The following is a 24,327-nucleotide window of genomic DNA, read 5'->3' as shown; positions in this document are numbered from 1 at the left end:
GCGTCCGATCAGTCGATCGGCATGTCCTCATCCGGCGGTGTTTCGGTCTCGGTCACGCCTGCCGGCATGTCGTCATACAACGGCTCGACGCTTTCCGGGATGGTCACGCGCTCGGGCAGTTTCACCGGATCGGGCGCGGTGCAGCGGATCACCCAGATATCGTAAACCGGATGCTCAAGCGCATTAAGGCCGGGCGAAGACGCATACATCCAGCCTGAAAACAGGACCGGATTATTCGCAGCATCCGCCGGCACATCCTTGGCCGAAACCGCTGCTTCCATCGTTTCCATCGCCACCGGCTGGGTCGAAGCGATGCGCAGGAAAGCGGCGCTTTCCGGGATCTCTTCAGGCGGCGCCTGATAGCAGGTTTTCAGCTCGACCCGCAGCGAGCCGTAGATCACCGGCTCGCCGACCTTGACCACGATATCCGTCGAACGGCCCGTGATCTTGTCGAGCGCGCGCAGCGTCGCCTGGTTCTTCTGCGCCATTGTGCCCGCTGACGCAGTCAGTGCGACGAGCGCGGCAAGACCGGTAGCAGCCAAGAGACGCGAGGCGATTTTCATTCAACAGCTCCATCTTCGGGAACGTCAGGCGGATCAATCGGGCCAAGACCATCATCATCTGCGGCGGACGAAGAGGAGGAGGACGAGCCGCCACCGCCACCTGATGCGAAGGATGCAAAAAGCGTCAGCAGGTCAACGCTGCCGCGCGTGTACTGGATCTCACCAGTGCCATCCTGCGGGATGTTGTCGAAACCGGCGCCGGGTTCGAGCGCGATATACGCGCCGCCGAGCAGGCCATCCGTCGAGATGCGGGCATCGGTGTCGTCGGGCAGCGCCCATTTCGAATCGAGCGAGAGTTTCAGCACGGCTTCAAATGTCTGCGGATCGCCATCGATGGATTTCACCACGCCGGCTTTCACGCCCGCGATACGTACATCCGATCCCCGCGAAATGCCCGACACGCTGTTGAAGCGCGCCGTCACTTCATACTGGTTTGCGCTCGACCCGGCCGAATCTCCGCCACGCGCCAGCGCGAACCACAGGAAGACTGCGGCAACCGCAACGACGATTGCACCGATCAGCGTCTCGAAAAACGACTCACGCATCCGGTGTCCACGCCTCGTAATCCGAATCCGAACGCTGACGCTGACGGTCGCCCGAGAGAGCGCCCTTCGGCTTAACGGCGTAGGGCGTGCCGGTCATGTTGGGTGTGTGGTCGCTTTCCCACTCGCGGCGCTCCAGCGGCTGTTTGGTCGGCGGCGCATCCAGCGTGTGATGCAGCCAGCCATGCCAGTCAGCTGGCACTTTCGAGGGCTCGGCCAGGCCGTGATACATGACGTAGCGACGGCGACGGCCTTCAAGGGACGGCTTCTTCTCTTCGAAGTAGCGGTTTCCGTACTCGTCGGTGCCCACAAACGTCGAACGCCGCTTGATGTCGAAGGCGGCTCCGACCGTGTTTCCGCTCCACCAGGTGAAAATCTGCTTCAGCATCTCTGGCTTTCCTGACCGTGTTTGATGGCCGCAATATGGCGATGCCAATATGGCGTTGATGGGCGATTAATCCATCCATGCCGGGCAGGCAATGCGACGCGGGCGCTGAAGGCCGATGATTACGGGCAATTCACTGCTTTGTGTGCCCTGAAACCGGTTGCCGGAGGGGGGGCTAGCAGGCACCCTGACTGGAACTGATTCGGCAGGAGGCGCGGGACAGATGGCAGTCAAATCGCATGCGGAAATCCTGGAAGCGGCAGAAGAAGACGGCCTGATCTCGCGCGAGGTGCGGATGCGGGACATCGTCCGCTCAGCCGGGCGCGCGCTGAAGCCGTTGACGCCGCAGGCGCTCGAGCAGGTTCGCTCCGCCTGGTCCGCTGCAAACCTTCTCGGCGTGTCACAGCTCGCGACCGCTGAAATGCTTGAACGCCTCGGTGAAGCGCCCCGCAATGCAGAGCTTGCAGAAACGATCGCCGCCGGCCTGCCGCAAGACGTTCTGGAAGAAGCTCTGCGCCAGCCGGGCGGTATCCAGAAAACGGCTGCAGCGTTGCGTGCAGCCGCCGTCAGCACCCCCTCACCGCGCCCCGGCGTGTTCGAGACCGGCCATCTGGATCACGCCCTCAGCGCAGCGCTTGAAGCCGCCCTGGATGAGGGCGCCGAGATCCACCTGTCACAGTCTGCATTGCCGGATGCAGGCACGCGCTGCCGCGTGATCGATGTGGCTGTCGCCATCGGCCCGGGCGGGCTGGAAGCGGAATACCTGACATCTTCGGCCGATGCTGCCGCCCGCGCGCTGGGCGATGGCGTGCTGGCGATTGCCGGCCTTGGCGCGGCGGTCATGTCGCTCGGCCTCGACTACGCCTCCGACGCCGGCATTGCCGCTGGCGCAGCCATCACAGCGCTGGTCCGCTCTGCTGCGACTGGCGCCGCCTTCCCGGCAGCGCAGGCCCGCGTGCTGGGTCTTGAAGCGATCAAGGCGAGCGGGCGCCGCGGCTGCCAGGTGGCGATCCTGCCACTGACTGATCTCGCCAACCTGCTACCCGATTGCGAAAGCGAAGGCGCTGCGCCCGTGCGCACGGTGCTGGCCTATGGCGAAGAAACGCCTGCACTCAGCCGCGCCGCCCGCCTTGGCATGGCCCGCCGCGCACCGGAGCAATTGCCTGTCTTGCTGGACCGTCTCGCCCGCGCTGGCGAGCAGGATCTCGATGCAGCCCTTGGCCGCGTCCGCTTGCGCGACCGGGGCTTCACGGACGAAGCGATCGAGCGCGTGACCCGCGCGATTGGCGATGGCCTGCCCCTGAATGCGGCCTTCTCCCGCTGGGTTCTGGGCGACGAGATCATCTCGAATGACCTTCGCCTTCCACCTGAGCGCTTCGACTCCGATGGCCGTGCGCTGCTCTCTGCGGTCGGGTTCTCGAAGAAAGATATTGCCGCCGCAGAAGCCGCAATCGACGGCGCGGTGGAAGACATAGCCGGCAAGGCGCTTGCGAGCGCCGACCTGCCACTCACGGTTTCGATGGACGCGGAGCTACGCTTTTCCTCCGCCGTCGCCAAAGTGCTGAACGGGCTGACGATGCTGCGCGTGCCCGCCACCGAAAGCCTGAAGATGGCCGAGTCGACAATGGCGGCCGGCCTTTCTGTTCTGCTGACCGGCCACCGCACCCCGCCATCGGAAGATGTGCGCGAGCGGATGGAGCAGATCATTTCCCTGGCAGACGAAATCGTCGAAGATTCCGAGGCGCTGCCCCCAATGCCGGCGCTGACGGAGTCCGGCCCGCCCGTCCGCCGCATCCGCCTGCCCGACCGCCGCAAAGGCTACATCCAGAAAGCGACCGTTGGCGGCCACAAGGTCTACCTGCACACCGGCGAATTCGATGATGGCAGCCTCGGCGAAATCTTCATCGACATGCACAAGGAAGGCGCCGCCTTCCGCAGCCTGATGAACAACTTCGCCATCTCTGTTTCGCTCGGCCTGCAATATGGCGTGCCGCTGGAAGAGTATGTCGATGCCTTCGTCTTCACCCGGTTCGAACCGGCTGGCGAAGTGACCGGTAACGACCGGATCACGCGGGCAACTTCGATCCTGGATTATATCTTCCGGGAACTTGCTGTGTCCTACCTCGCCCGGGAAGATCTGGCGGAAGCCGATGTTACCCATGACGGCCTTGGCCGGGGCGCCGGCGACGCGACACGCGCCGAGCAGCAGGCCGCCGCCTTCACCGGGGAGGCCGCGCAGCTGATCTCTCGCGGTTTCTCGCGCGGGCAGTTGCCGGACAATATCGTGATCCTGGGCGCACGCCGCGGCGAAAAATCGACCGAGGAAGCGGAGGAAGGGAAGGAAGGGGAAACGGAAAGCGAAGCAACCGACCTGACCCCAGCCTATCTCAACCAGGCCTGCCCGGCTTGCGGGTCATTCACGCTGTATGAAGCCACGCCCGGCGGCCTGCATGCGTGCGACACCTGTGGCGAGGAAAGCCGCGCCAGCCAGTAGCGCGCCAGGCGAATTCTGCCTTTGAAGCCCGCAAAATGCGGGGCGGTTAACCATGCCGCTGCGTCAGAACATATTGCACGCCTGCAACAGTTACCGGGCTTTTACACTTCTTACTGTTTGTTCAGTTTAGACTTTTCGGAATTGCCATTATCCAAGTCACATGTTTACGCCACAGAAGCGTCTCATTTCTCTAGCCGGTCTCATTGCGGCTATGTTTGCCAACACCGCCCTGGCACAAAGCCAGCCGGTCGCTTGGTCCCCCAGCTATGGTGGCTCCTGCGCTGATTGCGACCTCTCTGGCAAAAACCTCACTGGCTGGACGCTGAACGGTGCCAATTATTCCGGCGCGCGCTTCGATTATGCGTTCATGCGCGGTGTCCGGGCGACGGCTGTGAACCTGCAGCGTGCCAACATCACAGGCGCAGATCTGCGCGGCGCAGATCTGACCAGCGGCCGCCTTGCAGATGCAGTCCTGAACAATGCCCGCATGCAGAACGTACTCGCCTCCGGCGCGGATTTCAGCCGCGCCCGCATGGAAGGTGCCAACCTCGAGCGTGCAAAGCTGATCGGTGTGAACTTCCAGGGCGCCACCCTGCTGTTTTCCCGCCTCGATACCGCCGACCTGTCCGGCGCAAACTGCACCGACGCCGTGATGGACCGGGCCACCCTGCGCGGCGCGGTGTTCAATGGTGCAAATCTGACGGCTGTGAGCTTCACCGGGGCCGACCTTTCCCAGGCTTCGTTCCGCGATGCGCGCCTGCCGGGCGCTGACCTGACGGGCGTTACCGGCGCCGAGACGGCGGACTTCGCCGGCGCTTGCGGATCGCTCACCACCCGCCTGCCTGCGAATATGTCCCTGCCGATGTGCGCGGGCGCTGAGTTCGACGAGGCGGACTGAGCTTCTTCCAGACATTGAAGCCACAAAACAAAAACCGCCGGGCTCAACACCCGGCGGTTTGTTTTTGAGCGCTGCCCTGAGGCAGTGGCTTAGCCTTGCGGCTTCACCACCGGCGCCAGGCGGATGTTGAGCTCCTTCAGCTGGCGCTCGTCCACCGGGCTCGGCGCGCCCATCAGCAGGTCGCGGGCCTGCTGGTTCATCGGGAACAGGATCACGTCGCGCAGGCTTTCGGTTTCCGCCAACAGCATCACGATACGGTCCACACCCGGCGCGATGCCACCATGCGGCGGGGCGCCAAAGCGGAATGCGTTCAGCATACCGCCAAACTTCGCCTCGACCACTTCCGGGCCATACCCGGCCAATTCGAAGGCTTTCAGCATCACTTCCGGGCGGTGGTTCCGGATCGCGCCGGAAGACAGCTCCACGCCGTTACACACGATGTCATACTGGAACGCCTTGAGGTCCAGCTGTTTCTCGACCGTGTCTGCTGCCAGCAGCGCTTCCATGCCGCCCTGGGGCATCGAGAACGGGTTGTGGCTGAAATCCACCTTCTTGTTGTCTTCGTCCCATTCATACATCGGGAAATCGACGATCCAGCAGAAGCGGAAGATGCCCGGCTCGATGAGGCCGAGTTCTTCGCCCACGCGGATACGCGCCTGTCCCTGGAGGCGTACAGCGGCGGTCTTGTCGCCAGCGGAGAAGAACAGGGCGTCGCCCGCCTTCACGCCGGCTTTTTCTGCCAGCGCAGCCAGCGCCGCCGGCTCGAAGAATTTCGCGATCGGGCCGGTTGCCGTCAGCGCACCATTCTCTTCCACGAAGCGCATATAGCCGAGGCCCGGCGCCTGCATTTCCTTCTTCGCCCAGGCGTCCATCTTGTCGAAGAACGAACGCGGCTGCTCGCCCGAATTTGGCGCCGGAATGGCGCGCACGATACCGCCGCCGCCAACGATCTTCTTGAACACGCCCAGCGTCACGTCATCGCGCAGCATGATGTCGGAGACATCCGAGCAGATGATCGGGTTGCGCAGGTCCGGCTTGTCGACGCCGTATTTCAGCATCGCTTCGGCGTAAGGAATGTGCGGGAACGGGCCTTCGGCGACCTTGCGACCCTTGCCTTCCCAGTCTGCGAATTCTTCGAACACGCCGCGCATGACCGGCTCGATGGAGCCGAACACGTCTTCCTGCGTCACGAAGCTCATCTCGATATCGAGCTGGTAGAACTCGCCGGGTGAGCGGTCTGCGCGGGCGTCTTCATCGCGGAAACACGGCGCAATCTGGAAATAGCGGTCAAAGCCCGACACCATCAGCAGCTGCTTGAACTGCTGGGGCGCCTGCGGCAGCGCATAAAACTCACCCGGATGCAGGCGGCTCGGCACCAGGAAGTCGCGCGCGCCTTCCGGGCTGGAAGCCGTCAGGATCGGCGTCTGGTATTCGGTGAAACCCTCGGCCACCATGCGGCGGCGCAGGCTGGCGATCACCTGGCTGCGCAGGATCATGTTCTTGTGCAGCTGCTCCCGCCGCAGGTCCAGGTAGCGGTGCTTCAGGCGGATCTCTTCGGGATAGGAATGGTCGCCAAACACCGGCATCGGCAGCTCAGCGGCTTCCGACTGGACCGAAACCGCCGCGCCGACCACCTCAATCTCGCCCGTGCCAAGGTTCGTGTTAACCAGCTCGGCGTCGCGGGCAACCACCTTGCCCTCAACCGTGATGACGCTCTCGGCCCGCAGGCGCTCAACCGTGGCGAAGCCCGCAGAGCCCGGATTGAACACGATCTGCGTCAGGCCGTAATGGTCGCGCAGGTCAATGAACATGACGCCGCCATGGTCCCGGCGGCGGTGCAGCCAGCCTGAAATCTTGACGGTTTCTCCCACATGGGACTTGCGCAACTCCCCGCAGGTATGGGTGCGATAGGCGTGCATCGGGCGAAAACTCCGGAAAATCGGTCAAACAGAAAGAAGCGGCGTAGGGCACAGACCCCCTCGCCTTTGTCAAGCTGGTGCGATAAGCGCTCAGGGGATGACTGACAACACCCTGACCCCCATCACAGAGCAGTCGGCGCTCGAAGATCTGTGCGGCGCGCTCTCCGAATCCGAGTTTATCTGCGTGGACACCGAGTTCCACCGGGAAACAACCTATTGGCCGGAACTGTGCCTGATTCAGGCCTCTGCACCGGGGGTTGAGGGCCTGATCGACCCACGCGCGGAAGATCTGGACATCGGGCCGTTCCTGAACCTGATCGCCTCGGACAAGCAGCTGAAGGTGTTTCACGCAGCCCGTCAGGACATCGAGATTTTCAACCGGCTGATCGGCCATCCGCCCGGCCCGATCTTCGATACGCAGGTCGCCGCGATGGCGCTCGGCTTCGGTGATTCGATCTCTTACGACAACCTGATCCAGCGTGTCCTGCGTAAGCAGATCGACAAATCGAGCCAGTTTACCGACTGGATGCGCCGCCCGCTGAGCCAGAAACAGCTTGTCTACGCGCTGGGCGACGTGACCCATCTGCGCGACGCTTATCAGAAGATGCGGGACGAGCTGGAGAAGACCGACCGCCTCAATTGGGTACGCGAGGAGATGGCCGAGCTTGAAGACCCGGCTACCTACGACACCGACCCGATGAATGCCTGGCAGCGCCTCAAACTGCGTATGCCGAAGAAAGATTATGCCGCCGTCGTGGTTGCCGTGGCCGCCTGGCGCGAGCGCACGGCGCAGGAGCTGGACAAGCCTCGCCGCCGCATCCTCAAGGACGACGCAATCCAGGAAATCGCCGCGCAGAAGCCGCGCACCGAAGACGAGTTCAACCAGCTGCGCGCGGTTCCCAACGGCTTTGTCCGCTCCAAGCATGGTCACGGCCTCGTGGACGCCATCCGCGACGCACTGGCCAACCCCGATGCATTCGCACCTGAGATGGGCCGCCCCGTTCAGAACCCCCAGATCCCCGCCGGCGCGCCGGAGCTTCTGAAAGTCCTGTTGAAACACGTCTCCGACGAGAACAATGTTGTTCCGCGCCTGATCGCCAACTCGGCAGACATCGATCGCATCGCCCGCGGCGAGACGACCACGGACATCCCCGCAATGACCGGATGGCGCTATGAGATGTTCGGCAAGCGCGCGATTGCGTTGCTGTCCGGCAAGCTGGCTGTTTCGTTCGAGGGCGGACAGGTTCGCCTGTTCGATGTGTAAGCGGCGCTAGCGCACCGCCGTCGCCGGCCTCACCCGCAACACGCTTGCCGCCTGAGAGAGGCGCCGCTGCACCGTGTCGGACAGCAGATCCTGATCTTTGCGGCCCACTTCCAGCGTCAGCACATCGCCCTTGCGCCGCAAGGACGCACGCTGCAGGATCGGGCCAGACCTCCCGGAAAACACAGCCCCCAGCCGCATCAGCAGGCCAATCTGCTTGGCGCGCTCGGCCTGCGGCTCGGTCGTCAGGATGATATGCTCTGAGGGGCGCTTGAAGTCCTTTTCATAGCGGCACCCGATCGCGTGCGCGATCATCGCGCGCTCGGGATGGGTGACGCCCAGATAGGGCGCGCGCAAGGCCTGGTCATAGGCCATCTCGGCACGGTGATCGGGATGGAAACGGCCAGCACTGTCCGCCATCATACAGGCCGCCTTCTCAATCCGGACATCGGCATCGGGCGAGCCGAACAGATCGGTTTGCGCGAGTAGCGCTGGCGCGATGAAGTTGTGCAGCGCGCGCCCGAATGCGATCTGGTTATGGTCCAGCCGCGCATAGGCAACTATCCCATCCGTCAGCGGATCATCGAGCTGCATATTCAACAGGTCGTGCAAAACACCTTCACGCACGCCAGTGGCCGAAACGATGACGCTTTCCAGCGCGCTGTGGGAGAGGATTTCTTCCATCAGCATGGCTGCCATCGGCAGATGCTTGGCGCGCTTCTTGTCGATCACTTCCAATTGCTGGCGCGCGTTTGCATTGGTGTAGGAGTCGACGCAAAGTTTGGCCGCTCGTACCACTTGCCCCTCATTGATCTGGAAGCCCTGAAGCACATGCAGTGGGTACCGCTCCAGCTCCATCACTAGGCGGCCAAAGGCGCGCCAGGCGCCGCCGACAGCGTAGAAACGCCCCTTGGTTCCCTGCATAACGGCGCTGGCGGCGAGGGCCTCGCGGATGCGTTTGCGTAGTTCCTTCGGATCATTGACCACATCACCCAGCGCCAACGGCCCGAGCATCAGGCTTTCGCCCTCTTCCGGACCATTCTCCTGGCCGATCCGCTTCAGTTCAAGGCTGGAGCCGCCAAGATCGCCGATCAGGCCGGTCGGATTGTGGATGCTGAGATCAACCCCGCGCGAAGAAAGCCGCGCCTCGTCTTCACCGCTGAGCAGCCGCACGGGGCGCCCAAGCACCTTGCCGGCATGCTTGAGAAATTCCGGCCCATCGCTGGCGACGCGAACGGCTGCCGTTGCCACAGCCTGCCATGTCTCGACATTCAGCGCGCGCAGGATGGCGCGGTAACGGCTGAGCGCGCTCAGCGCAGCCTCCACGCCTTTCTTCGAAAGATGCCCATTCTTCGGCAACCCCTCTCCGAGCCCTGCCATGACCTTCTCATTGAAGTTCTGCAGGATCGAGGCGCCCATCACTTCACAAATGACGAGGCGCACCGAGTTGGACCCGATGTCGATAATACCCACCAGCTTGGACCGGGGAAAACTCATTTCGGATGGGTCTCACGATAGGAAAGGCGCGGCGGAAGGCTGACCTCCAGCGCGCTGCCCCGGCCTGAAAGGCTTGGATTGTCCATAAAGTATCCGTGGGCTGAGAAAGCAGTTTCGGGGTCCGCGCTGTGGAAGCGCTCATAGGTGCCATCCGAGTGCATCAGCCAAGTCTGGCTTTCGTCATTCAGGTTGGCAACCATGATCTGGTTCACGATCTGGCGATGAACGGTTGGGTTCGTGGCAGGCACGAGCACTTCAACACGCCGGGTAAGATTGCGCGGCATCCAGTCTGCCGAAGACAGGAACACCTTTGCATTCGGCGAGGGCAGCGCCTCCCCATTTGCGAAACACACCATGCGGGAATGTTCCAGAAAACGACCGACGATGCTCTTTACAGTGATATTTTCAGACATGCCCGGAATGCCGGGCCGCAAGCAGCAGATACCGCGAACGGCGAGCGCGATCTGCACGCCTGCCTGGCTCGCCTTGTAGAGTGCATCGATCACATCGGGATCGACCAGCGCATTCATCTTCGCCCAGATACCGCTCGGCTTGCCCTTCTTGGCGGCCTGCGCCTCTGCCTCGATCATCTCGATCAGCTGTTGCTTGAGGTTCACCGGAGACATCGCGATCGTCTCAAAGGCCGGCGGCACTTCCGGTGGCTCCTTATAGGCGGTCACATAGTTGAACAGGCGGTTGGCATCCCGCCCCAGGGCAGGGTCGGCTGTGAACAGCGAAAGGTCCGTATATACCCGCGCATTGATCGGGTGATAGTTCCCGGTGCCATAATGCGTGTACGTCCGAAGCTCATTGCCTTCGCGGCGAACGACTAGGGAAACCTTGGCGTGTGTCTTATATTCAATGAAGCCGTAAACGACCTGCACACCCGCGCGCTCCAGGTCCCGCGCCAGGCGCAGGTTTGCCTCTTCATCGAAGCGGGCCTTGATCTCGACCAGCGCCGTCACGGTTTTGCCGGACTCTGCCGCCTCAATCAGTGCTCCCACGATCGGGGAGTTCACGGTCGTGCGGTAAAGCGTCTGCTTGATGGCCACCACCTGCGGGTCCGCCGCAGCCTGGCGCACAAACTCCACCACCACATCGAAACTCTCGAAGGGATGGTGGACGAGAATGTCCTTGGCGCGCACGGCAGCGAAGATGTCGCCGCCCATTTCGCGGATTCGTTCCGGGTATCGCGGCTCATAAGCCGGGAACAACAGCCCCGGCTTGTCGTCAACGATCAGCTCGGAAAGGCGCGCCATCCCAAGGATGCCATCATAAAGAACAATGTCCGAAGACTCCGCGCCCATTTCGCGCATGATAAAATTGCGCAGCTGTTCCGGCGCGCTAGACTGCATCCGCAGTCGGACGATACGCCCCCGTCGGCGCTGCTTCAGCAGGACTTCAAATTCCCGGATCAGATCTTCGGATTCTTCCTCTATCTCGATATCGCTGTCGCGCACGATCCGGAAAAGGCATCGCCCGGTTTCGCGGAAACCTGGAAACAGCGCGCTCAGGAACATGCCGATTACGTCTTCCAGCGGAATGAACCGGATGCCCGGCTTAGATCCCGTCTGCAGGCGGATGAACCGGCGCACGAATGTTGGCATCGGCACAATGCCAACCTGCCCCTCGCCGCCTGTCTCCGATTCAAGATCGAACGCGATGGTGAAGCCAAGATTGGGGATGAAGGGAAAGGGATGCGCAGGATCGACCGCCAGCGGCGTCAGGATCGGGAAGATGTTGTTGTTGAAGTAATTCTCAACCTCGACTTTCTCTTTGCGGGTAAGGTCCTGCGGCGAGAGCACAAAAATGCCTTCGGCCTCCATTTCCGCCTTAAGTCTGCGCCACTGGTCCTGCTGCGCCGCGATCAGCTTCAGCGAGGCGGTCTCGATTTCAGCCACCTGTTGGGCCGGCGTCAGGCCATCCTGGCTCGGCTTGGTCACGCCCGCCCGCACCTGCTCACGCAACCCCGCATAGCGCACCATGTCGAACTCATCGAGGTTGCTGGCCGAAATCGACAGGAAGCGCAGGCGTTCCAGCAACGGATGCGCCGGATTGTCGGCTTCATCCAGAACCCGCTGATTGAACTGAAGCCAGGAAAGCTCCCGGTTCAGGAACCGCTGTGGCGATGCCATGAGTTGTTTGATTGTGCGCTGCTGCCCTTCCGGCATCGGTCACCCCTGCTCCGGCACGTGGCGATCAGCCCGCGCCCTCGTCTTCTTCGCCGTCTTCATCCAAACCTTCAAGCACCGAACGGGCAAGTCCCAGTCCCGGCGCCTTTCCGGCCACGCTCACCGCCGCGCTGAGCCTTTCCATCAGGGTCTCAATTGCCTCATAGGAAAGGTCAATACGGGGCACGAGGTAATTGATCGTCTCCGGTGACAGTTTCATGAAGCGGCGCTCGGCTGCGGCCCCAAGACGCGCCCGCACATGGGCCTCGTCAGGCTGCGCGATTTCCGCAACCGGCATGGAATTGAGGCGAGAGCGCAGGTCCGCAATGCCTGTGCGCCATATGGTGGGGCTGGTATGGGAGACGAGCAGCAGGCGACCGCCGCGCTGGGCCATAAGATTGTAGAAACTCAGGAGGAGGTCGTCCTTCCGGGCCGAAATCTGGTCTGTATCGTCCAGTGCCACAGCACCGGTCGCCAGCGCGTCCAGATTGGCGAGCTTCAACGCGCTGAAGGCCTCGGCGGTGAAATAGCGGCCACCGAACCGCGCCGCCCATGCCTGCGCGAGAAAGCTGAGGCCGCTGGCCGCAGGCCCCGTGACGCAGAAAGCGTGGGTCGCCCACGCCTCCGGACGGCTGGCGAGACGCACAGCCGCTTCATTGGGCGTTCCCAGCAACAGGCTCTCCCACTGCGCCTGCGGCGCGGGAAAACCCAGCAATGGCTGGGAAGGACCGTCCTGCGATCCGCTACCGGCTGGCGTCACTGGATACCGGTCTGCGAAACGGCGGAACGGAGGGTGAGCTTGCCTTCCTCGCGCGCGAGGCTGACGCCGCGCTGCACAAGGTCGCTGCGCAGGCGGTTTTCGTCGCCGGCATAAGCGAAGGTCACCAGAGCGCCTTCACGGGCGACGGCTTCGGTGCGGAAATCCGACACCAGTGGCGAGCGGGCGAGCGCGCCACGCAGCGTGCTCCATTCGGCCAGAGACGTGTAGCGAACAGAGGCTTCCACCGTCGTGCGGCTGCCATCGCGGACGATGGAGGCCTGTTTCCAGCTTTCGCCCAGCAGCGTCGAGACAGCCAGCGCGGCCGCTTCCAGCGTCGGGGCTGGCGGCGTTGCGCCCACCGGCTCGTTGCCTGCAGCCGTCACAGCAGAAACCACGACGCGCCAGGCGCCATCGCGGCCCTGCAGGTCTGCGATCAGCGCGCGGCGGGCATTGGCGGGCACAGCTTCAGCGGAGATTTCCGGCCAGGCGCTGTAGGCGCTGTAGAAATTACCGACAGCGGTGACGTAGGGCACCAGGGCGCCATCATTGCGAACGCCGAAAGCCTGACGCCAGCTGTCAGCCGTGGCGCCGCTGCTGGTGACCGGAATCATCAGCGCAAGCGGAGCCTGACTGTCGAGATAGGGCAGTTTCAGCGAGGTGAGGTGCGCGCGCACGGCCTGCGGGTTCAGCACGACCGCCAGTTTGCCCACATACCGGCCAGCGCCGGCGGTTTCTTCCTGCACGTCCACAGCAGCCGTCAGGCGTGCAGCAAGCGCCGCATCGACGGACACCCCGCCGACAGCAGCGCGATCGGATGCCAGCGTGATCTTTTCGATCAGCAGGCGCGCAGCCCTGATACGTGCAGCCGTCATGGCCGCTTCGCGTGCCTGAATCACAGTCGCAGCCTGCTGATCCACCTCAATATTGCGGATCGTGTAAACATCGCGTGTGTCGGCGAAAGCCAGCGGCGCTGCAGAGAAAATCAGGAACGCGGCGGCAAGTACCCATCGAATCATCGTGGCAGAACTCCTTGTCGGTTTCCCTTCTAACAACCCATCCGGGCTGCGGAAACCTGCTGCTTCACTTCTGAAGCTTCACTGGAACTTGGCCCTTGCTCATGCTAACGCGCCGATTCAGGCAATCTGAGGGGCTAGAATCCGATGAACACTCCGTCCAAGACGCCCCTGTCTTACCGCGACGCCGGTGTCGATATTGAGGCAGGCGAGCGCCTCGTTGATGCAATTTCGCCGATGGCGAAGGCCACAGCCCGCGCGGGCGTGATGGGCGGGCTCGGCGGGTTTGGCGCCCTCTTCGATCTGAAGGCCGCTGGCTACAATGATCCGATCCTCGTATCGGGCACAGACGGCGTCGGCACCAAGCTGATGCTGGCCTTCGAGACAGGCATTCACAACACAGTCGGCATCGACCTGGTCGCCATGTGCGCCAATGATGTGCTCGCGCAAGGCGCTGAGCCACTGTTTTTCCTGGACTATTTCGCCACCGGAAAGCTGGAAGGCGGCATCGCTGAGGCCGTGATTTCCGGCATTGCGGAAGGCTGCCGCCGCTCCGGCTGCGCCCTTGTGGGCGGCGAAACGGCCGAAATGCCGGGCATGTACCCGCCGGGCCATTACGATCTTGCAGGTTTCGTCGTTGGCGCGGTGGACCGCGACAAGGTGCTGCCGCGTATGGGCGACATGCAGAGCGGCGACGTGCTGATCGGCATCGCCTCCTCCGGCCCGCATTCCAACGGCTATTCGCTGGTGCGCCGCATCGTCGAGCGTGAGGGCCTGTTCTATGGCGGTCCCTCGCCCTTCTCCAATTCCGAGACGCTGGGCGAAGCCCTGCTGACGCCGACGCGCCTTTATGCGCCAATCGTGATGCCGTTGATCCGCGCCGGCAAACTCAAGGGTCTCGCCCACATCACTGGCGGCGGGATCACTGAGAACGCGCCGCGCATGTGCCCAGATAGCCTCGTGCCCCGCATCGACCGCGCCGCCTGGACGCCGCCCCCGGTGTTCCAGTGGCTGCAGGACGCCGGACAGGTGGACCTGGAAGAGATGCACCGCACCTTCAACATGGGCATCGGCCTCGTGCTGGCGGTGAGCCCGGCAGACGCTGACGGTGTGATCGCTGAGCTGAAAGCCGCCGGTGAAGACCCGCGCGTCATTGGCGAGCTTGCCCAGGCATGAACCGCCTGAAACTGGCGATCCTGATTTCCGGGCGCGGCTCCAATATGGAAGCGCTGCTGAAGGCGGCTGAGGACGCTGCGTTTCCGGCGCAGCCCGTTCTGGTGCTGTCCAACCGGCCGGACGCCAAGGGGCTGGAAACGGCTGCCAATGCAGGCGTGCCTGTGCTGGCCATCGACCACAAGCTTTACGGCAAGGACCGCGAAGCGTTTGAGCGGGAGATGGACAAGGCGCTGAGCGATGCCGGCGTCGAGCTCATCGCGCTGGCGGGCTTCATGCGCGTGCTGACGCCCTGGTTCGTGACGCGCTGGCAGGGCCGGATGATCAACATCCACCCCTCGCTGCTGCCCAAATACAAGGGCCTCGATACCCATCAACGCGCGCTCGACGCAGGCGATACGGAAGTCGGCTGCACGGTTCACTGGGTGAGCGCAGGCGTCGATGAAGGCGAGATCATCGCGCAGGCCGCCATTCCCATCCTGCCGGGCGACACAGCAGAGAGCCTCGCCGACCGCCTGCTGCCGGAGGAGCACAAGCTCTACCCCCGCGCCCTCGCGCTCGCCTGCGAGCGCGTGCGGGGCTGAACCCCAGGCCACCGACGGCAACGCTCATCCTGAGCGAAGTCGAAGGATGGGCCAAGCCGAGCTGCCCTGCGCCCCGGCTCGTCTTTCGACTTCGCTCAGGATGAGCCGTTCAGAAGGCTGGCAGACTGGCCGGTCGACGCACCGGCGCGCCATTATGGACACTACTTCCCCCAGCCATTATCCCCGAAGCGGCAATCAGTGCGAGGTCACCTCGCCGCAATGATCAGGGAGGAACGGGTTGAGCGACATCGTGATCAAACGCGAGGATGGCGAGCTGAAGGGCCGCTATGTTGCGCGCATCGAGGGCATCGCCGCTGAAGGCGAAATCGAGTTCACCTATCCCGGCCCCGGCATCATCAGCGCCAATCATACCCGCGTGCCCGAAGCCATGGGCGGACGGGGCGTCGCGGGCGCCCTGCTTAACTTCATGCTGGAAGATGCGCGCACCAACGGCTTCAAGATCGTGCCGGTCTGCCCCTATGTGCGCGGGCAATATGCCAAGCATCCCGAGTGGGCAGACCTGTTCACCATCGGACCGGGAGAAACCCCATGAGCGGCGCGCGCGAGATGCAGCAGGTCGTACTGGCGCAATATTGCGACGGGCCGCCGAAACCTTCCGACTTCCGCCTTGAAAGCCGGCCCCTGCCGGAGCCCAGCGAAGGGCAGTTCCGGGTTGCGCATGTCTGGTGCTCAGTTGATCCGGGCACGCGCTCGCGCCTTTCGGGCGGCGACAGCTATGCAGCGGCCCTGCCGCTCGGCAAGGCGGTCGATGGCTTCAGCGTTGGCGTGATCGATGCGTCGAACAATCCGGACTGGCCAGTGGGCACGAAAGTGTTCTGCGCGGGCGGCTGGAAAACCCATTCGATGCAGACCGGCAAGGGCTTCATCGGCAAGGTGGCGGATGTTCCCGGCGTGCCGCTTTCGGCGTGGATCGGCGTGCTGGGCGTGCCGGGGCTGACGGCCTGGTTTGGTATGAAGAATGTGGCGCGCTTCAAGGAAGGCGACGCTGTGCTGGTAACTTCAGCGGCTGGCCCGGTGGGCGCCACCGCCGGTCAGCTCGCCAAATCCTGGGGCGCTTCGAAGGTAGTCGGCGTGGCGGGCAGCGACGAGAAATGCCGTTGGCTGACGGAAACGGCCGGCTTTGACGCGGCCATCAACTACAAGACTGCGAGCGACCTCTCCGCCGCGATTGCCGCTGAGTTTCCCAAGGGGATCGACATCCTGTTCGACAATGTGGGCAATGCGATGGTGAACCGCGCCCTGCCCCTGATGGCGCTCAACGGGCGCATCTGCATCTCCGGACAGGTAGCCGATTATAATCTGAGGGCGGATGAAACGCCGGGCATCGTGAACACCAAACCCTTCATCACGCACCGCGTGAACATGCAGGGGCTCGTGGTGTTCGACTTTGCGCGCGAATTCCCGCAAGCCCTTGAAACCATGGCGAAAATGATCGCAGGCGGCACACTGAAGATTCAGGAAGACCGGTTCGAAGGCATTGCCGCGATGCCGGAAGCCTTCTGCGGCCTTTTCCGGGGCGAGAATACCGGGCGCCGGGTTGTGAAGGTGGGCGAGGACTAGTCCTCGTCTTCCTCATCATCCTCGCCCTTGCCCAGCAGGCTGGAGAGGACGAGACCGGCGATTGCGGCGATGACCATCGCCTGCTTGCCGCCGCCTTCGCTGCCTGTGAGGGCGGAGAGGAATTGCTGCTGCGTATCCTGGCGCGCCTTTGCGGCGGCGGCTTCGGCGCGTTCGTCGGCCTCGGCCTTCAGCGACAGGAAGAGGACCAGCGCGCCGCCCATCACGGCAAAGCCGAGCGCGACGAAGGCTGTGGCGGCCCAGGGGCTCATCTGCTCCGCCAGGAACAGGGCGAGCGCCACAACGGCAGCGACATAAGCCGTCAGCAGGAACACGGCGACCACGGCGAGCGTGCCGAGGCCCTTGAGGCTGCGGTTTACCTGCGCGCCGACCTGGTTCTGCAGGAGAGAAGAAAGAAGCGAGAGCATCAACGGCGCGTCATCAGCAGCGAAACGATGAAACCGAGGCCGAAGGCGATCAGCAGCGATTGAAGCGGGTTTGACCGGGTCTGCACGCCCAGCGTCTTTTCCAGCGAGGCGGCCTGCTTGTGGATCTGCTTCAGCGCGCGGCGGGCTTCGCGAAGGACTTCTTCGCCGATGTCGTCGGCGGCAGTTTTCGCCTCTTCGGTGACCTTCGCGGCTTCTTCCTTTTCGGCATCTGCCTGCTCGGCCATGGCCTCGAGAATGCCGTCGATCTCCGAACGCAGCGCAGCCAGACGGGCCTCCAGATCGGCAGTATTGCCGGTGGCGGCGGGCGCGTTTTTCTTGCTGCGGGAGGCTTCAGACATGATCATTCCATTGGTCGCGGGCGTATAATCTTTACGGTTACCAGAATTCCATTGTGCCGTAATGAAGGGCAATCAGCGAATTATTCCAATTGGCTACACACTTTGCGGTAACCATTACGCGCCGCAGGCGGCGCCTGCGCCAGCGTTGCCCTGCCCCGGCGCGCCAAGCTAGACCTTCTGTCTGACGCCGGATGGGAGCGATTCATGGGACAGGATACGGGCACTGTGACCTGCGCGGTTTGCGGCAACACGTTTGGCGAGGGGGAAACCCGCCGCGTGTGTGATGCGACGCCGGGCACGCAGGCGGCGCTGAAATCGCAGATGCCGGAGATTGGCCCCGACCAGAGCGTGTGCCTGCCCGATATTGCCCGGATGCGGCGAGTGTATCTGGAGCGATTGCTGGAGAAAGAGCGCGGCGAGCTGACAGCGCTGGACGAGCAGGTGCTGGAAAGCCTGGAGACCGGGACGCTGGTGGCCGACGAACCGGACGCGACCTGGGAAGACGCGCGCGGCCTGGGCGAGCGGGCCGCCGATGCAGTGGCGCGGTTTGGCGGGTCCTGGACGTTTATCCTGACTTTCTGCGTCATCCTCGCAGTATGGATGGCGGTGAACGCCACAGGATTTCTGCTGCGGACATTCGACCCTTACCCCTTCATTCTATTGAATTTAGTGCTCTCCTGTATTGCGGCGTTGCAGGCGCCTATCATCATGATGAGCCAGCGCCGGCAGGAGGCGAAAGACCGGCTGCGCTCGGAGAATGATTACAAGGTGAACCTCAAGGCGGAGCTGGAAATCCGGCACCTGCACGAGAAAATCGACCTGCACCTGCACCGGCAATGGGAAAGACTGGCGTCAATTCAAAGGCTTCAGATCGAATTGCTGGAGGAAGCCGCGCGCGGGGACATGCCGCGCAAATAGGGGCCATACAGGGCCCGCCTGATCCTTTTGCGTGTCAAACCGTGTCTTTTTGGGGACTCTTGAGGACGATTTGGGTCACTTCAGGGACACTTCGGGACGCATCGGATCACATCGGATCGGGCGCGCGCACAAAAAAGCCGGAGACGGGCAACCCCGGCTCCGGCCTTTGAAGTTCGCCTGAGAGGCGAACCGCGCTTAGGCGGTGATGTCAGACTCAGAGAAGAACTGAGCGATCTCGATAGCAGCGTTTTCAGCCGAGTCCGAACCGTGGACCGAGTTCTCACCGATCGACTTGGCGAACAGCTTGCGGATGGTGCCTTCGGCGGCGTCGGCCGGGTTGGTGGCGCCCATCACTTCGCGGTATTTCGCAACGGCGTCAGCGCCTTCGAGAACCTGAACGACCACCGGGCCGGAGGTCATGAAGTCGACCAGCTCGCCGAAGAAAGGGCGTGCCGAGTGAACCGAGTAGAAACGCTCGGCCTGGGCGCGGGTCATCTGGATGCGGCGCTGGCCGACGATGCGCAGACCGGCTTTCTCGATCACGGCGTTGATGGCGCCGGTCAGGTTACGCTCGGTGGCGTCGGGCTTGATGATGGAAAAGGTACGCTGCGCGGCCATGTGGGGCTTCCTGTAGTCGTCTGATGTTTGCGGGAATTTGCGCGGCCTATAGCGGCGCCTGCGCGCCGGGGCAAGCCGCGACATACCGAGGGTTGCAGTGCCGCCGCCGGAGGCTTAGGGGCGATCGGACACCTATTGCTTGAAAGCCCCTGCCCATGTCCGACTTGCCCCCCTGCCCGAAATGCGGCTCCGCCTACACCTATGAAGACGGGCCGCTGCTGATCTGCCCGGAATGCGCGCATGAATGGGCGCCGGGCGAGGCAGCCGCAGACGAAGGCGCAAAGGTGGTCAAGGACTCGGTCGGCAATGTGCTGGCCGATGGCGACACGGTGACCGTGATCAAGGACCTGAAAGTGAAGGGCTCGTCGCTGGTGGTGAAGCGCGGCACGAAGGTGAAGAACATCCGCCTTGTGGACGGCGACCACGACATCGACTGCAAGATCGACGGCATCGGCGCGATGGGGCTGAAGTCGGAGTTTGTGAAGAAGGGGTGAGGGCAGCGCCCTGCCGCGCGTTCCTCCCCTTCATTCAATCAAGCTGATCCTGGCCGCAGAAACTATCCGCAGGCAAATGATATTGCCTTATCTGGATCCCGGTCTTCGCCTCCGGCGAAACCGGGATGACGTGGCGTGACGGGCTGCGCCCGTCGAGGGTGACGACGGCGGAGGGATTGTGCGGCGGTTAGACGCCTGCCTCTTTCCAGCCGCCGCGATCCGTCTGCTGAAAATAACGCGTCACGAGGCCGGCATCTTTGGCGGCCTTGAACTGGGCGCGGGCTTTGCCTCTGGCGCCGTGGTCGGCGTCTTCGAACATGACCATGCAGCGTTTGAAACTTGCATCGACGGGGGCTTCCATCCCATCCATCAGCACGAGCGCGTCGGCGCTGTTGGCGTTGGCGAGTTTGGCGGTGAGGAGGACAGGCTGGCGGGCCGCATCCAGCCCCGGCGCATCGGCCTGGCCATGCGGCAGGAAGGAAGCGTCGTCGAACGTCCAGAGCGCGGCGTCCAGCTTTGCCAGACGCTCCGCCCGCGGAGAGACCGCCAGCACGCGCCAGCCGACCTCAAGGCATTTCTGGAGCAGCGGCGCGGCGGCCTCTTCCAGCGCCGTGCGCGAGAGATGGTAGAACCACCATTCGGGGGGGGCTGGTTCTGCCAATCCTCACTCCGTGCACGCACGCCCATCCTTCGACTTCGCTCAGGATGAGCTTCTAGAGCCTCTCTTTAACCCACCAGAGCTCATCCTGAGCGAAGTCGAAGGATGAAGCGGGCTCCCGGAACTTCCGGGGTTACTCGTAGTTGTCCGCGATCCAGCGATCGAGGAGGCGCGGGCCGTAGCCGGAGGCCCACCCCGGATCGGTCGGGGATTTCTCACCCTCAACCCAGGCCGTGCCGGCGATGTCGATGTGTGCCCAGCGCACGCCGTCCTTGACGAAGCGCTTGAGGAACTGGGCCGCCGTGATCGAGCCGGCTGCGCGGCCGCCGATATTACGCATGTCTGCGAATTTCGACTTGATCAGGGAGTCGTACTCAGAGCCCATCGGCAGGCGCCACACGCGCTCGCCTTCAGCGAGGCCGGCCTTGGTCAACTCGTCGGCGAGATCGTCAGAGTTGGTGAAGAGGCCGGCATGGTGATGGCCGAGCGAGATGACGATCGCGCCGGTAAGGGTCGCAAGGTCGACGATCGCTTTTGGCTTGAAGTTCTCCTGCGCGTACCAAAGCACGTCACACAGGACAAGGCGGCCTTCAGCGTCCGTATTCTGGATCTCGATGGTCTGGCCAGAAGCCGACTTCACGATATCGCCGGGACGCTGGGCGTTGCCGTCGGGCATGTTCTCGACCAGGCCGATGAGGCCGACGACATTGACCTTCGCCTTGCGCTGAGCGAGCGCGCGGATGGTTCCGGTGACGGCCGCTGCGCCGCCCATGTCGCCGCGCATTTCTTCCATACCGGGGCCGGGCTTCAGCGAGATGCCGCCGGTGTCGAAGCAGACACCCTTGCCGACGAGGACGACCGGATCTTCCCCCGCCTTGCCGCCATTCCAGCGCATGATGCCGAGCTGGCTTTCCCGCACCGAGCCCTGGCCGACGCCGAGCAGCGCGCCCATGCCGAGCTTGGCCATCTGCTTCTCGCCAAGGACTTCGACCTCAACGCCGAGGGCGGAGAGTTCCTTGATCTTCTCGGCAAAGCTTTCCGGGTGGAGATCGTTGGGCGGCATGTTGACGAGATCACGCGCCAGGTAAGTGCCGTCGGTGGCGGCATCGAGCGGGACGAAGGCAGCCTTGGCGGCCTTGGCGTCGTCACAGACAAGGGTGAGCCCCGAAAGGCTGGGCTTCTGTTCGGCCTTGAGCTTGGTGAAATAGGTGTCGAAGCGGTAAGCGGCGAGCTTGGCGCCGGCGGCGACGCGGGCCGCTTCCTCAGCCGAATGGGCGGTGATGGAGGCCGACTTGAAGCCCGAGGCGGCAAACGCCTTCATGAAATGGGCGCCGATATTCTCCATGGCGCGGGTGTCGCGCTTCTTCGGCTTACCGCCGCCGAGAATCACCGCGCGGCGCGCGTCCGAGCCCTTGGGCAGCACAACCGAGACTTGCTGACCGACCTTGCCGTCGAAACGGCCGCCTTCGAGGGCCTCGGAAAGGAGGCCGCCGCAGGCTTTATCCAGCGCTTCTGCGCCTGCCGGCAGGCCTGCGCCCTCATCAGCGATGAATGCGGCGATATCGGCCTTGGCGGATTCTGCGAAAGTGATTTTCATGTGTGGAAACTCCATTTGCAGCGGAAACTAAGCATCGACGCGCCAAGCGCAACTCGTTAGCTAGAGAATTGCTGCCAATTCCGGTTCGATTTCTGGACGCTAGAGTACCGCCGTCGTTCAATGACCAAGATCCAGTTGCATCTTTTCAGGCAGATACTTCAGGCTGTCCTGATTATTGTCGGCAGTCTGGTGATGGTTGCCCTGCTGGCGCAGGGCCTTTCCCGGACCGACGTGATTCTTGAAAACCGGCAGTCGGCGCTGACATATTTCTACATCGTGATGCTGGGCTCGCCCCAGGTGATCGCCCTGCTGCTGCCGCTGGCGCTGTTTGTGGCGGGCGTCTGGTCGCTGAACCGCATCCACAAGGATTCCGAGATCGTGGTGGCGCAGGCCGCCGGCATGACCCGCTGGCAGGTCGCCTCTCCGGTGATGCGGCTGGCGGTGATTTGCATGCTGGCCCACCTGGCAGTGAACCTGTGGGGGCAGCCGATGTCCCAGCGGGCAATGCGCGAAGCGGTGGCCGATGCCCGGGCCGACCTTGCCGCGGCGCTGTTCCGGGCCGGGCAATTCACCTCCAATGGCGAGCGGCTGACCTTCTATGCCCGCGACCAGGTGGGCGGAGAGCTGCGCGGGGTGCTGATCTCCGACATGACCGACCAAGAACACCCGACCGAGATCCTGGCGCGCTCGGCGGCGCTGGTGACGGTGGACGGAAACCCAACCCTGCTGCTGCGCGATGCGCTGAGCCAGCAGCTGGACGCCAACCAGCAGCTCTCGGTGCTGGAGTTCGACCAATACATGTTCGACCTGACGGACTTCATGAAGGAAGATTCCGAGCTGGTGCTGAAGGCATCCGACAAGTTCCTGCATGAGCTGATATTCGTGGACCGGAAGAACTATTTCGAGGCCAAGGAAGCCGACAGCTTCCTGGCAGAAGCCAATGCGCGCCTGACCTCGCCGATGCTGAACATCGTGATGGCGCTGCTGGCGATCTTTGCCGTGCTGGGCGGAGATTTCAGCCGGCAGGGCTATGGCAGGCGGATCGGCATTGCCACGGGCGGGGCGATCCTCGTGCTGGTGGTGCATCTGGGACTACAATCGGCTGCCGCAGACGACCCGGCGCTGAACATCGCCATGTGGGTCGCGCCAATCGCGACGATTGCGGCGCTGAGCTGGATCTATTTCGGGCGCGGGGCGCGCATCGGCCGGAAACAGCGCGAGGCCCCGCCGCCACCGGACTTCGTTCCCGGAGCACGCGCCTGATGCCCCTGTTTTCCAGCATCCAGCGCTATATCCTGCGCGAATGCCTCTCCGGGCTGGTGCTCGTGCTGGGCATCCTGCTGCTGGCGATCGTGATGATCGACGTGGTGGAGCAGCTGCGCACGGTGGGCGGGGATGTGGAGATCACGCTGCTGGACGCGCTGCGCCTGTCGGCAATGAAGCTGCCGATGATTGTGGAGCAGACCCTGCCCTTTGCCCTGCTGGCGGCGACGATGCTGGCCTTTACCCGGCTCAACCGGCGCTCCGAGCTGTCGATCATCCGGGCGAGCGGGCTGTCGGCCTGGCGGTTCCTGACGCCGGTGATCGTGCTGGGCGTGGTGCTGGGCCTGTTCTCTGCGATGCTGCTGAACCCGTTCGCGACGCGGCTGACACAGTCTTTCGAAGCCGAGCGGGCGCGCCTGCTGAACATTGGCCGGGGCACGGTGGCAGTGGCCGATACCGGCATCTGGCTGCGCCAGGGCGATGATGCCAGCCAGTATGTGATCCACGCCAACCGCGTGGAGGATGGCGGGCGGACCCTGCTGGGTGTGAAGATCATCGAGGAGCAGCGCCTCTATAACGGGCGCCAGCCGACCAATGATTTTGCGTTCGTGCGCCGGATCGACGCGGAACGGGCCGTCCTGAATGACGGCTTCTGGCAGCTGGAAGACCTCGTGGAGAACGTGCCCAACCAGCTGCCCGAGCGGCGGGCGACGCTGGCGCTGCCGACCTCGCTGGACGCGGTGCGCCTGCTGGACGAGTTCGCCTCGCCCAATACGGTCGGTTTCTGGCAGCTGCCGCGCTTCATCAGCGAGACGAAGGCCGCCGGACTGGACACTTCGCGCTTTACGATGCGCTGGTTCAGCCTGACGGCGACCCCGGTGCTATTTACCGCAATGGCTCTTATCGGGGCCCTCGCCTGCCTGCGGCTGCAACGCCTGGGCGGCACCTCGCGCCTGCTGGCCACGGGGGTCATGGCGGCCATTGGGCTTTATTTCTTCACGCAATTTTCCTCCAGCCTGGGGGCCACCGGGGCCGCGCCGGCGCTGGTGGCCGCCTGGGCGCCGCCCCTGTTCGTGCTGTTCGTCAGCCTGGCCTTCATCGCCTACCGGGAAGACGGCTGATCCAGCCCGGCCTTGACATAGCGACCCCTCACA

At 63.5% G+C, this 24,327-nt stretch carries 24 protein-coding genes; 11 read left to right on the top strand and 13 right to left on the bottom strand.

Features of this window, described 5'->3' with window-relative positions; genetic code table 11:
• Positions 1–8 precede the first annotated feature (8 nt).
• From K1X12_RS17200 to K1X12_RS09580, 3 genes are read right to left on the bottom strand one after another with little or no spacing between them, the layout of a single operon-like run.
• Positions 9–563: a DUF2155 domain-containing protein gene (locus tag K1X12_RS17200; RefSeq protein WP_369426084.1), complete on the bottom strand. Its 555-nt coding sequence runs from the start codon at positions 561–563 to the stop codon at positions 9–11.
• Positions 560–1,108 carry an outer membrane lipid asymmetry maintenance protein MlaD gene (gene mlaD, locus K1X12_RS09585; protein ID WP_220987379.1) on the bottom strand — a complete coding sequence of 183 codons (549 nt, stop codon included), beginning with the start codon at positions 1,106–1,108 and terminating at the stop codon, positions 560–562. The genes K1X12_RS17200 and mlaD overlap by 4 nt, the downstream gene beginning before the upstream one ends.
• Positions 1,101–1,493 carry an NADH:ubiquinone oxidoreductase subunit NDUFA12 gene (locus K1X12_RS09580; RefSeq protein ID WP_220987378.1) on the bottom strand — a complete coding sequence of 131 codons (393 nt, stop codon included), beginning with the start codon at positions 1,491–1,493 and terminating at the stop codon, positions 1,101–1,103. Before K1X12_RS09580 ends, mlaD begins: the two co-directional genes overlap by 8 nt.
• 220 nt (positions 1,494–1,713) lie before the next feature.
• Between K1X12_RS09580 and K1X12_RS09575 the strand changes: the two genes are divergently transcribed.
• Together K1X12_RS09575 and K1X12_RS09570 are read left to right on the top strand one after the other, a co-directional pair.
• Positions 1,714–3,984 (top strand): TSCPD domain-containing protein, encoded by a 2,271-nt coding sequence (locus K1X12_RS09575; RefSeq protein WP_220987377.1) that lies wholly within the window; start codon positions 1,714–1,716, stop codon positions 3,982–3,984.
• A 160-nt stretch (positions 3,985–4,144) separates the two neighbouring features.
• Positions 4,145–4,882 carry a pentapeptide repeat-containing protein gene (locus K1X12_RS09570; protein ID WP_220987376.1) on the top strand — a complete coding sequence of 246 codons (738 nt, stop codon included), beginning with the start codon at positions 4,145–4,147 and terminating at the stop codon, positions 4,880–4,882.
• An 89-nt stretch (positions 4,883–4,971) separates the two neighbouring features.
• On the opposite strand, the gene aspS is transcribed toward K1X12_RS09570, so the two are convergent.
• Entirely contained in the window at positions 4,972–6,801 is a 1,830-nt protein-coding gene (gene aspS / locus K1X12_RS09565) for an aspartate--tRNA ligase (RefSeq protein ID WP_220987375.1), read from the bottom strand.
• Positions 6,802–6,898: 97 nt separating this feature from the next.
• Here aspS and rnd point away from each other — a divergent pair, with 97 nt between their 5' ends.
• Positions 6,899–8,065, top strand: a complete 1,167-nt coding sequence (gene rnd, locus K1X12_RS09560; protein ID WP_220987374.1) for a ribonuclease D — start codon at positions 6,899–6,901, stop codon at positions 8,063–8,065.
• 6 nt (positions 8,066–8,071) lie between these two features.
• Here the strand turns inward: rnd and K1X12_RS09555 are convergent, their stop codons facing one another.
• From K1X12_RS09555 to K1X12_RS09540, 4 genes are all read right to left on the bottom strand, one after another.
• Positions 8,072–9,559: a Ppx/GppA phosphatase family protein gene (locus K1X12_RS09555; protein ID WP_220987373.1), complete on the bottom strand. Its 1,488-nt coding sequence runs from the start codon at positions 9,557–9,559 to the stop codon at positions 8,072–8,074.
• Positions 9,556–11,730, bottom strand: a complete 2,175-nt coding sequence (locus K1X12_RS09550) for an RNA degradosome polyphosphate kinase (RefSeq protein WP_220987372.1) — start codon at positions 11,728–11,730, stop codon at positions 9,556–9,558. Before K1X12_RS09550 ends, K1X12_RS09555 begins: the two co-directional genes overlap by 4 nt.
• Before the next feature lie 28 nt (positions 11,731–11,758).
• The gene (locus tag K1X12_RS09545; protein ID WP_220987371.1) at positions 11,759–12,403 is read right to left on the bottom strand and encodes a hypothetical protein; all 645 of its coding nucleotides are present in this window, start codon (positions 12,401–12,403) and stop codon (positions 11,759–11,761) included.
• A gap of 83 nt (positions 12,404–12,486) precedes the next feature.
• Positions 12,487–13,506: a hypothetical protein gene (locus K1X12_RS09540; protein WP_220987370.1), complete on the bottom strand. Its 1,020-nt coding sequence runs from the start codon at positions 13,504–13,506 to the stop codon at positions 12,487–12,489.
• Positions 13,507–13,650: 144 nt separating this feature from the next.
• Between K1X12_RS09540 and purM the strand changes: the two genes are divergently transcribed.
• The 4 genes from purM (at position 13,651) to K1X12_RS09520 (ending at position 16,841) form a co-directional block, all read left to right on the top strand.
• Positions 13,651–14,679, top strand: a complete 1,029-nt coding sequence (gene purM, locus K1X12_RS09535) for a phosphoribosylformylglycinamidine cyclo-ligase (RefSeq protein ID WP_220987369.1) — start codon at positions 13,651–13,653, stop codon at positions 14,677–14,679.
• Positions 14,676–15,260, top strand: a complete 585-nt coding sequence (gene purN / locus K1X12_RS09530) for a phosphoribosylglycinamide formyltransferase (RefSeq protein ID WP_220987368.1) — start codon at positions 14,676–14,678, stop codon at positions 15,258–15,260. Before purM ends, purN begins: the two co-directional genes overlap by 4 nt.
• Before the next feature lie 238 nt (positions 15,261–15,498).
• Positions 15,499–15,813 carry a GNAT family N-acetyltransferase gene (locus tag K1X12_RS09525; RefSeq protein WP_220987367.1) on the top strand — a complete coding sequence of 105 codons (315 nt, stop codon included), beginning with the start codon at positions 15,499–15,501 and terminating at the stop codon, positions 15,811–15,813.
• Positions 15,810–16,841 carry an NADP-dependent oxidoreductase gene (locus K1X12_RS09520; protein WP_220987366.1) on the top strand — a complete coding sequence of 344 codons (1,032 nt, stop codon included), beginning with the start codon at positions 15,810–15,812 and terminating at the stop codon, positions 16,839–16,841. Before K1X12_RS09525 ends, K1X12_RS09520 begins: the two co-directional genes overlap by 4 nt.
• Here K1X12_RS09520 and K1X12_RS09515 read toward each other — a convergent pair.
• Positions 16,838–17,266 carry a phage holin family protein gene (locus K1X12_RS09515; RefSeq protein ID WP_220987365.1) on the bottom strand — a complete coding sequence of 143 codons (429 nt, stop codon included), beginning with the start codon at positions 17,264–17,266 and terminating at the stop codon, positions 16,838–16,840. The genes K1X12_RS09520 and K1X12_RS09515 overlap by 4 nt on opposite strands.
• Positions 17,266–17,625 (bottom strand): hypothetical protein, encoded by a 360-nt coding sequence (locus tag K1X12_RS09510; protein ID WP_220987364.1) that lies wholly within the window; start codon positions 17,623–17,625, stop codon positions 17,266–17,268. Before K1X12_RS09510 ends, K1X12_RS09515 begins: the two co-directional genes overlap by 1 nt.
• A gap of 204 nt (positions 17,626–17,829) precedes the next feature.
• Here K1X12_RS09510 and K1X12_RS09505 point away from each other — a divergent pair, with 204 nt between their 5' ends.
• Positions 17,830–18,543, top strand: coding sequence for a DUF1003 domain-containing protein (locus K1X12_RS09505; protein ID WP_220987363.1), 714 nt, complete (start codon positions 17,830–17,832; stop codon positions 18,541–18,543).
• 195 nt (positions 18,544–18,738) lie between these two features.
• On the opposite strand, the gene ndk is transcribed toward K1X12_RS09505, so the two are convergent.
• Positions 18,739–19,161, bottom strand: a complete 423-nt coding sequence (ndk, locus tag K1X12_RS09500; RefSeq protein ID WP_220987362.1) for a nucleoside-diphosphate kinase — start codon at positions 19,159–19,161, stop codon at positions 18,739–18,741.
• Positions 19,162–19,316: 155 nt separating this feature from the next.
• Between ndk and K1X12_RS09495 the strand changes: the two genes are divergently transcribed.
• Positions 19,317–19,655 carry a zinc ribbon domain-containing protein YjdM gene (locus K1X12_RS09495; RefSeq protein WP_220987361.1) on the top strand — a complete coding sequence of 113 codons (339 nt, stop codon included), beginning with the start codon at positions 19,317–19,319 and terminating at the stop codon, positions 19,653–19,655.
• Positions 19,656–19,842: 187 nt separating this feature from the next.
• Here the strand turns inward: K1X12_RS09495 and K1X12_RS09490 are convergent, their stop codons facing one another.
• Together K1X12_RS09490 and K1X12_RS09485 are read right to left on the bottom strand one after the other, a co-directional pair.
• Entirely contained in the window at positions 19,843–20,316 is a 474-nt protein-coding gene (locus K1X12_RS09490) for a DNA polymerase III subunit chi (protein ID WP_220987360.1), read from the bottom strand.
• Positions 20,317–20,446: 130 nt separating this feature from the next.
• Entirely contained in the window at positions 20,447–21,925 is a 1,479-nt protein-coding gene (locus tag K1X12_RS09485) for a leucyl aminopeptidase (protein WP_220987359.1), read from the bottom strand.
• A 105-nt stretch (positions 21,926–22,030) separates the two neighbouring features.
• Between K1X12_RS09485 and K1X12_RS09480 the strand changes: the two genes are divergently transcribed.
• Complete coding sequence (locus tag K1X12_RS09480) at positions 22,031–23,173, top strand: LptF/LptG family permease (RefSeq protein ID WP_220987358.1); 1,143 nt, start codon at positions 22,031–22,033, stop codon at positions 23,171–23,173.
• On the top strand, positions 23,173–24,294 hold the full coding sequence (gene lptG / locus K1X12_RS09475; RefSeq protein ID WP_220987357.1) for an LPS export ABC transporter permease LptG: 1,122 nt from the start codon (positions 23,173–23,175) through the stop codon (positions 24,292–24,294). Before K1X12_RS09480 ends, lptG begins: the two co-directional genes overlap by 1 nt.
• Positions 24,295–24,327 lie beyond the last annotated feature (33 nt).

This window comes from Hyphomonas sediminis, assembly GCF_019679475.1.
Taxonomy (GTDB): domain Bacteria; phylum Pseudomonadota; class Alphaproteobacteria; order Caulobacterales; family Hyphomonadaceae; genus Hyphomonas; species Hyphomonas sediminis.
Note: the sequence above shows the minus strand (reverse complement) of the source record. Positions and strands in the feature narration are given on the sequence as shown.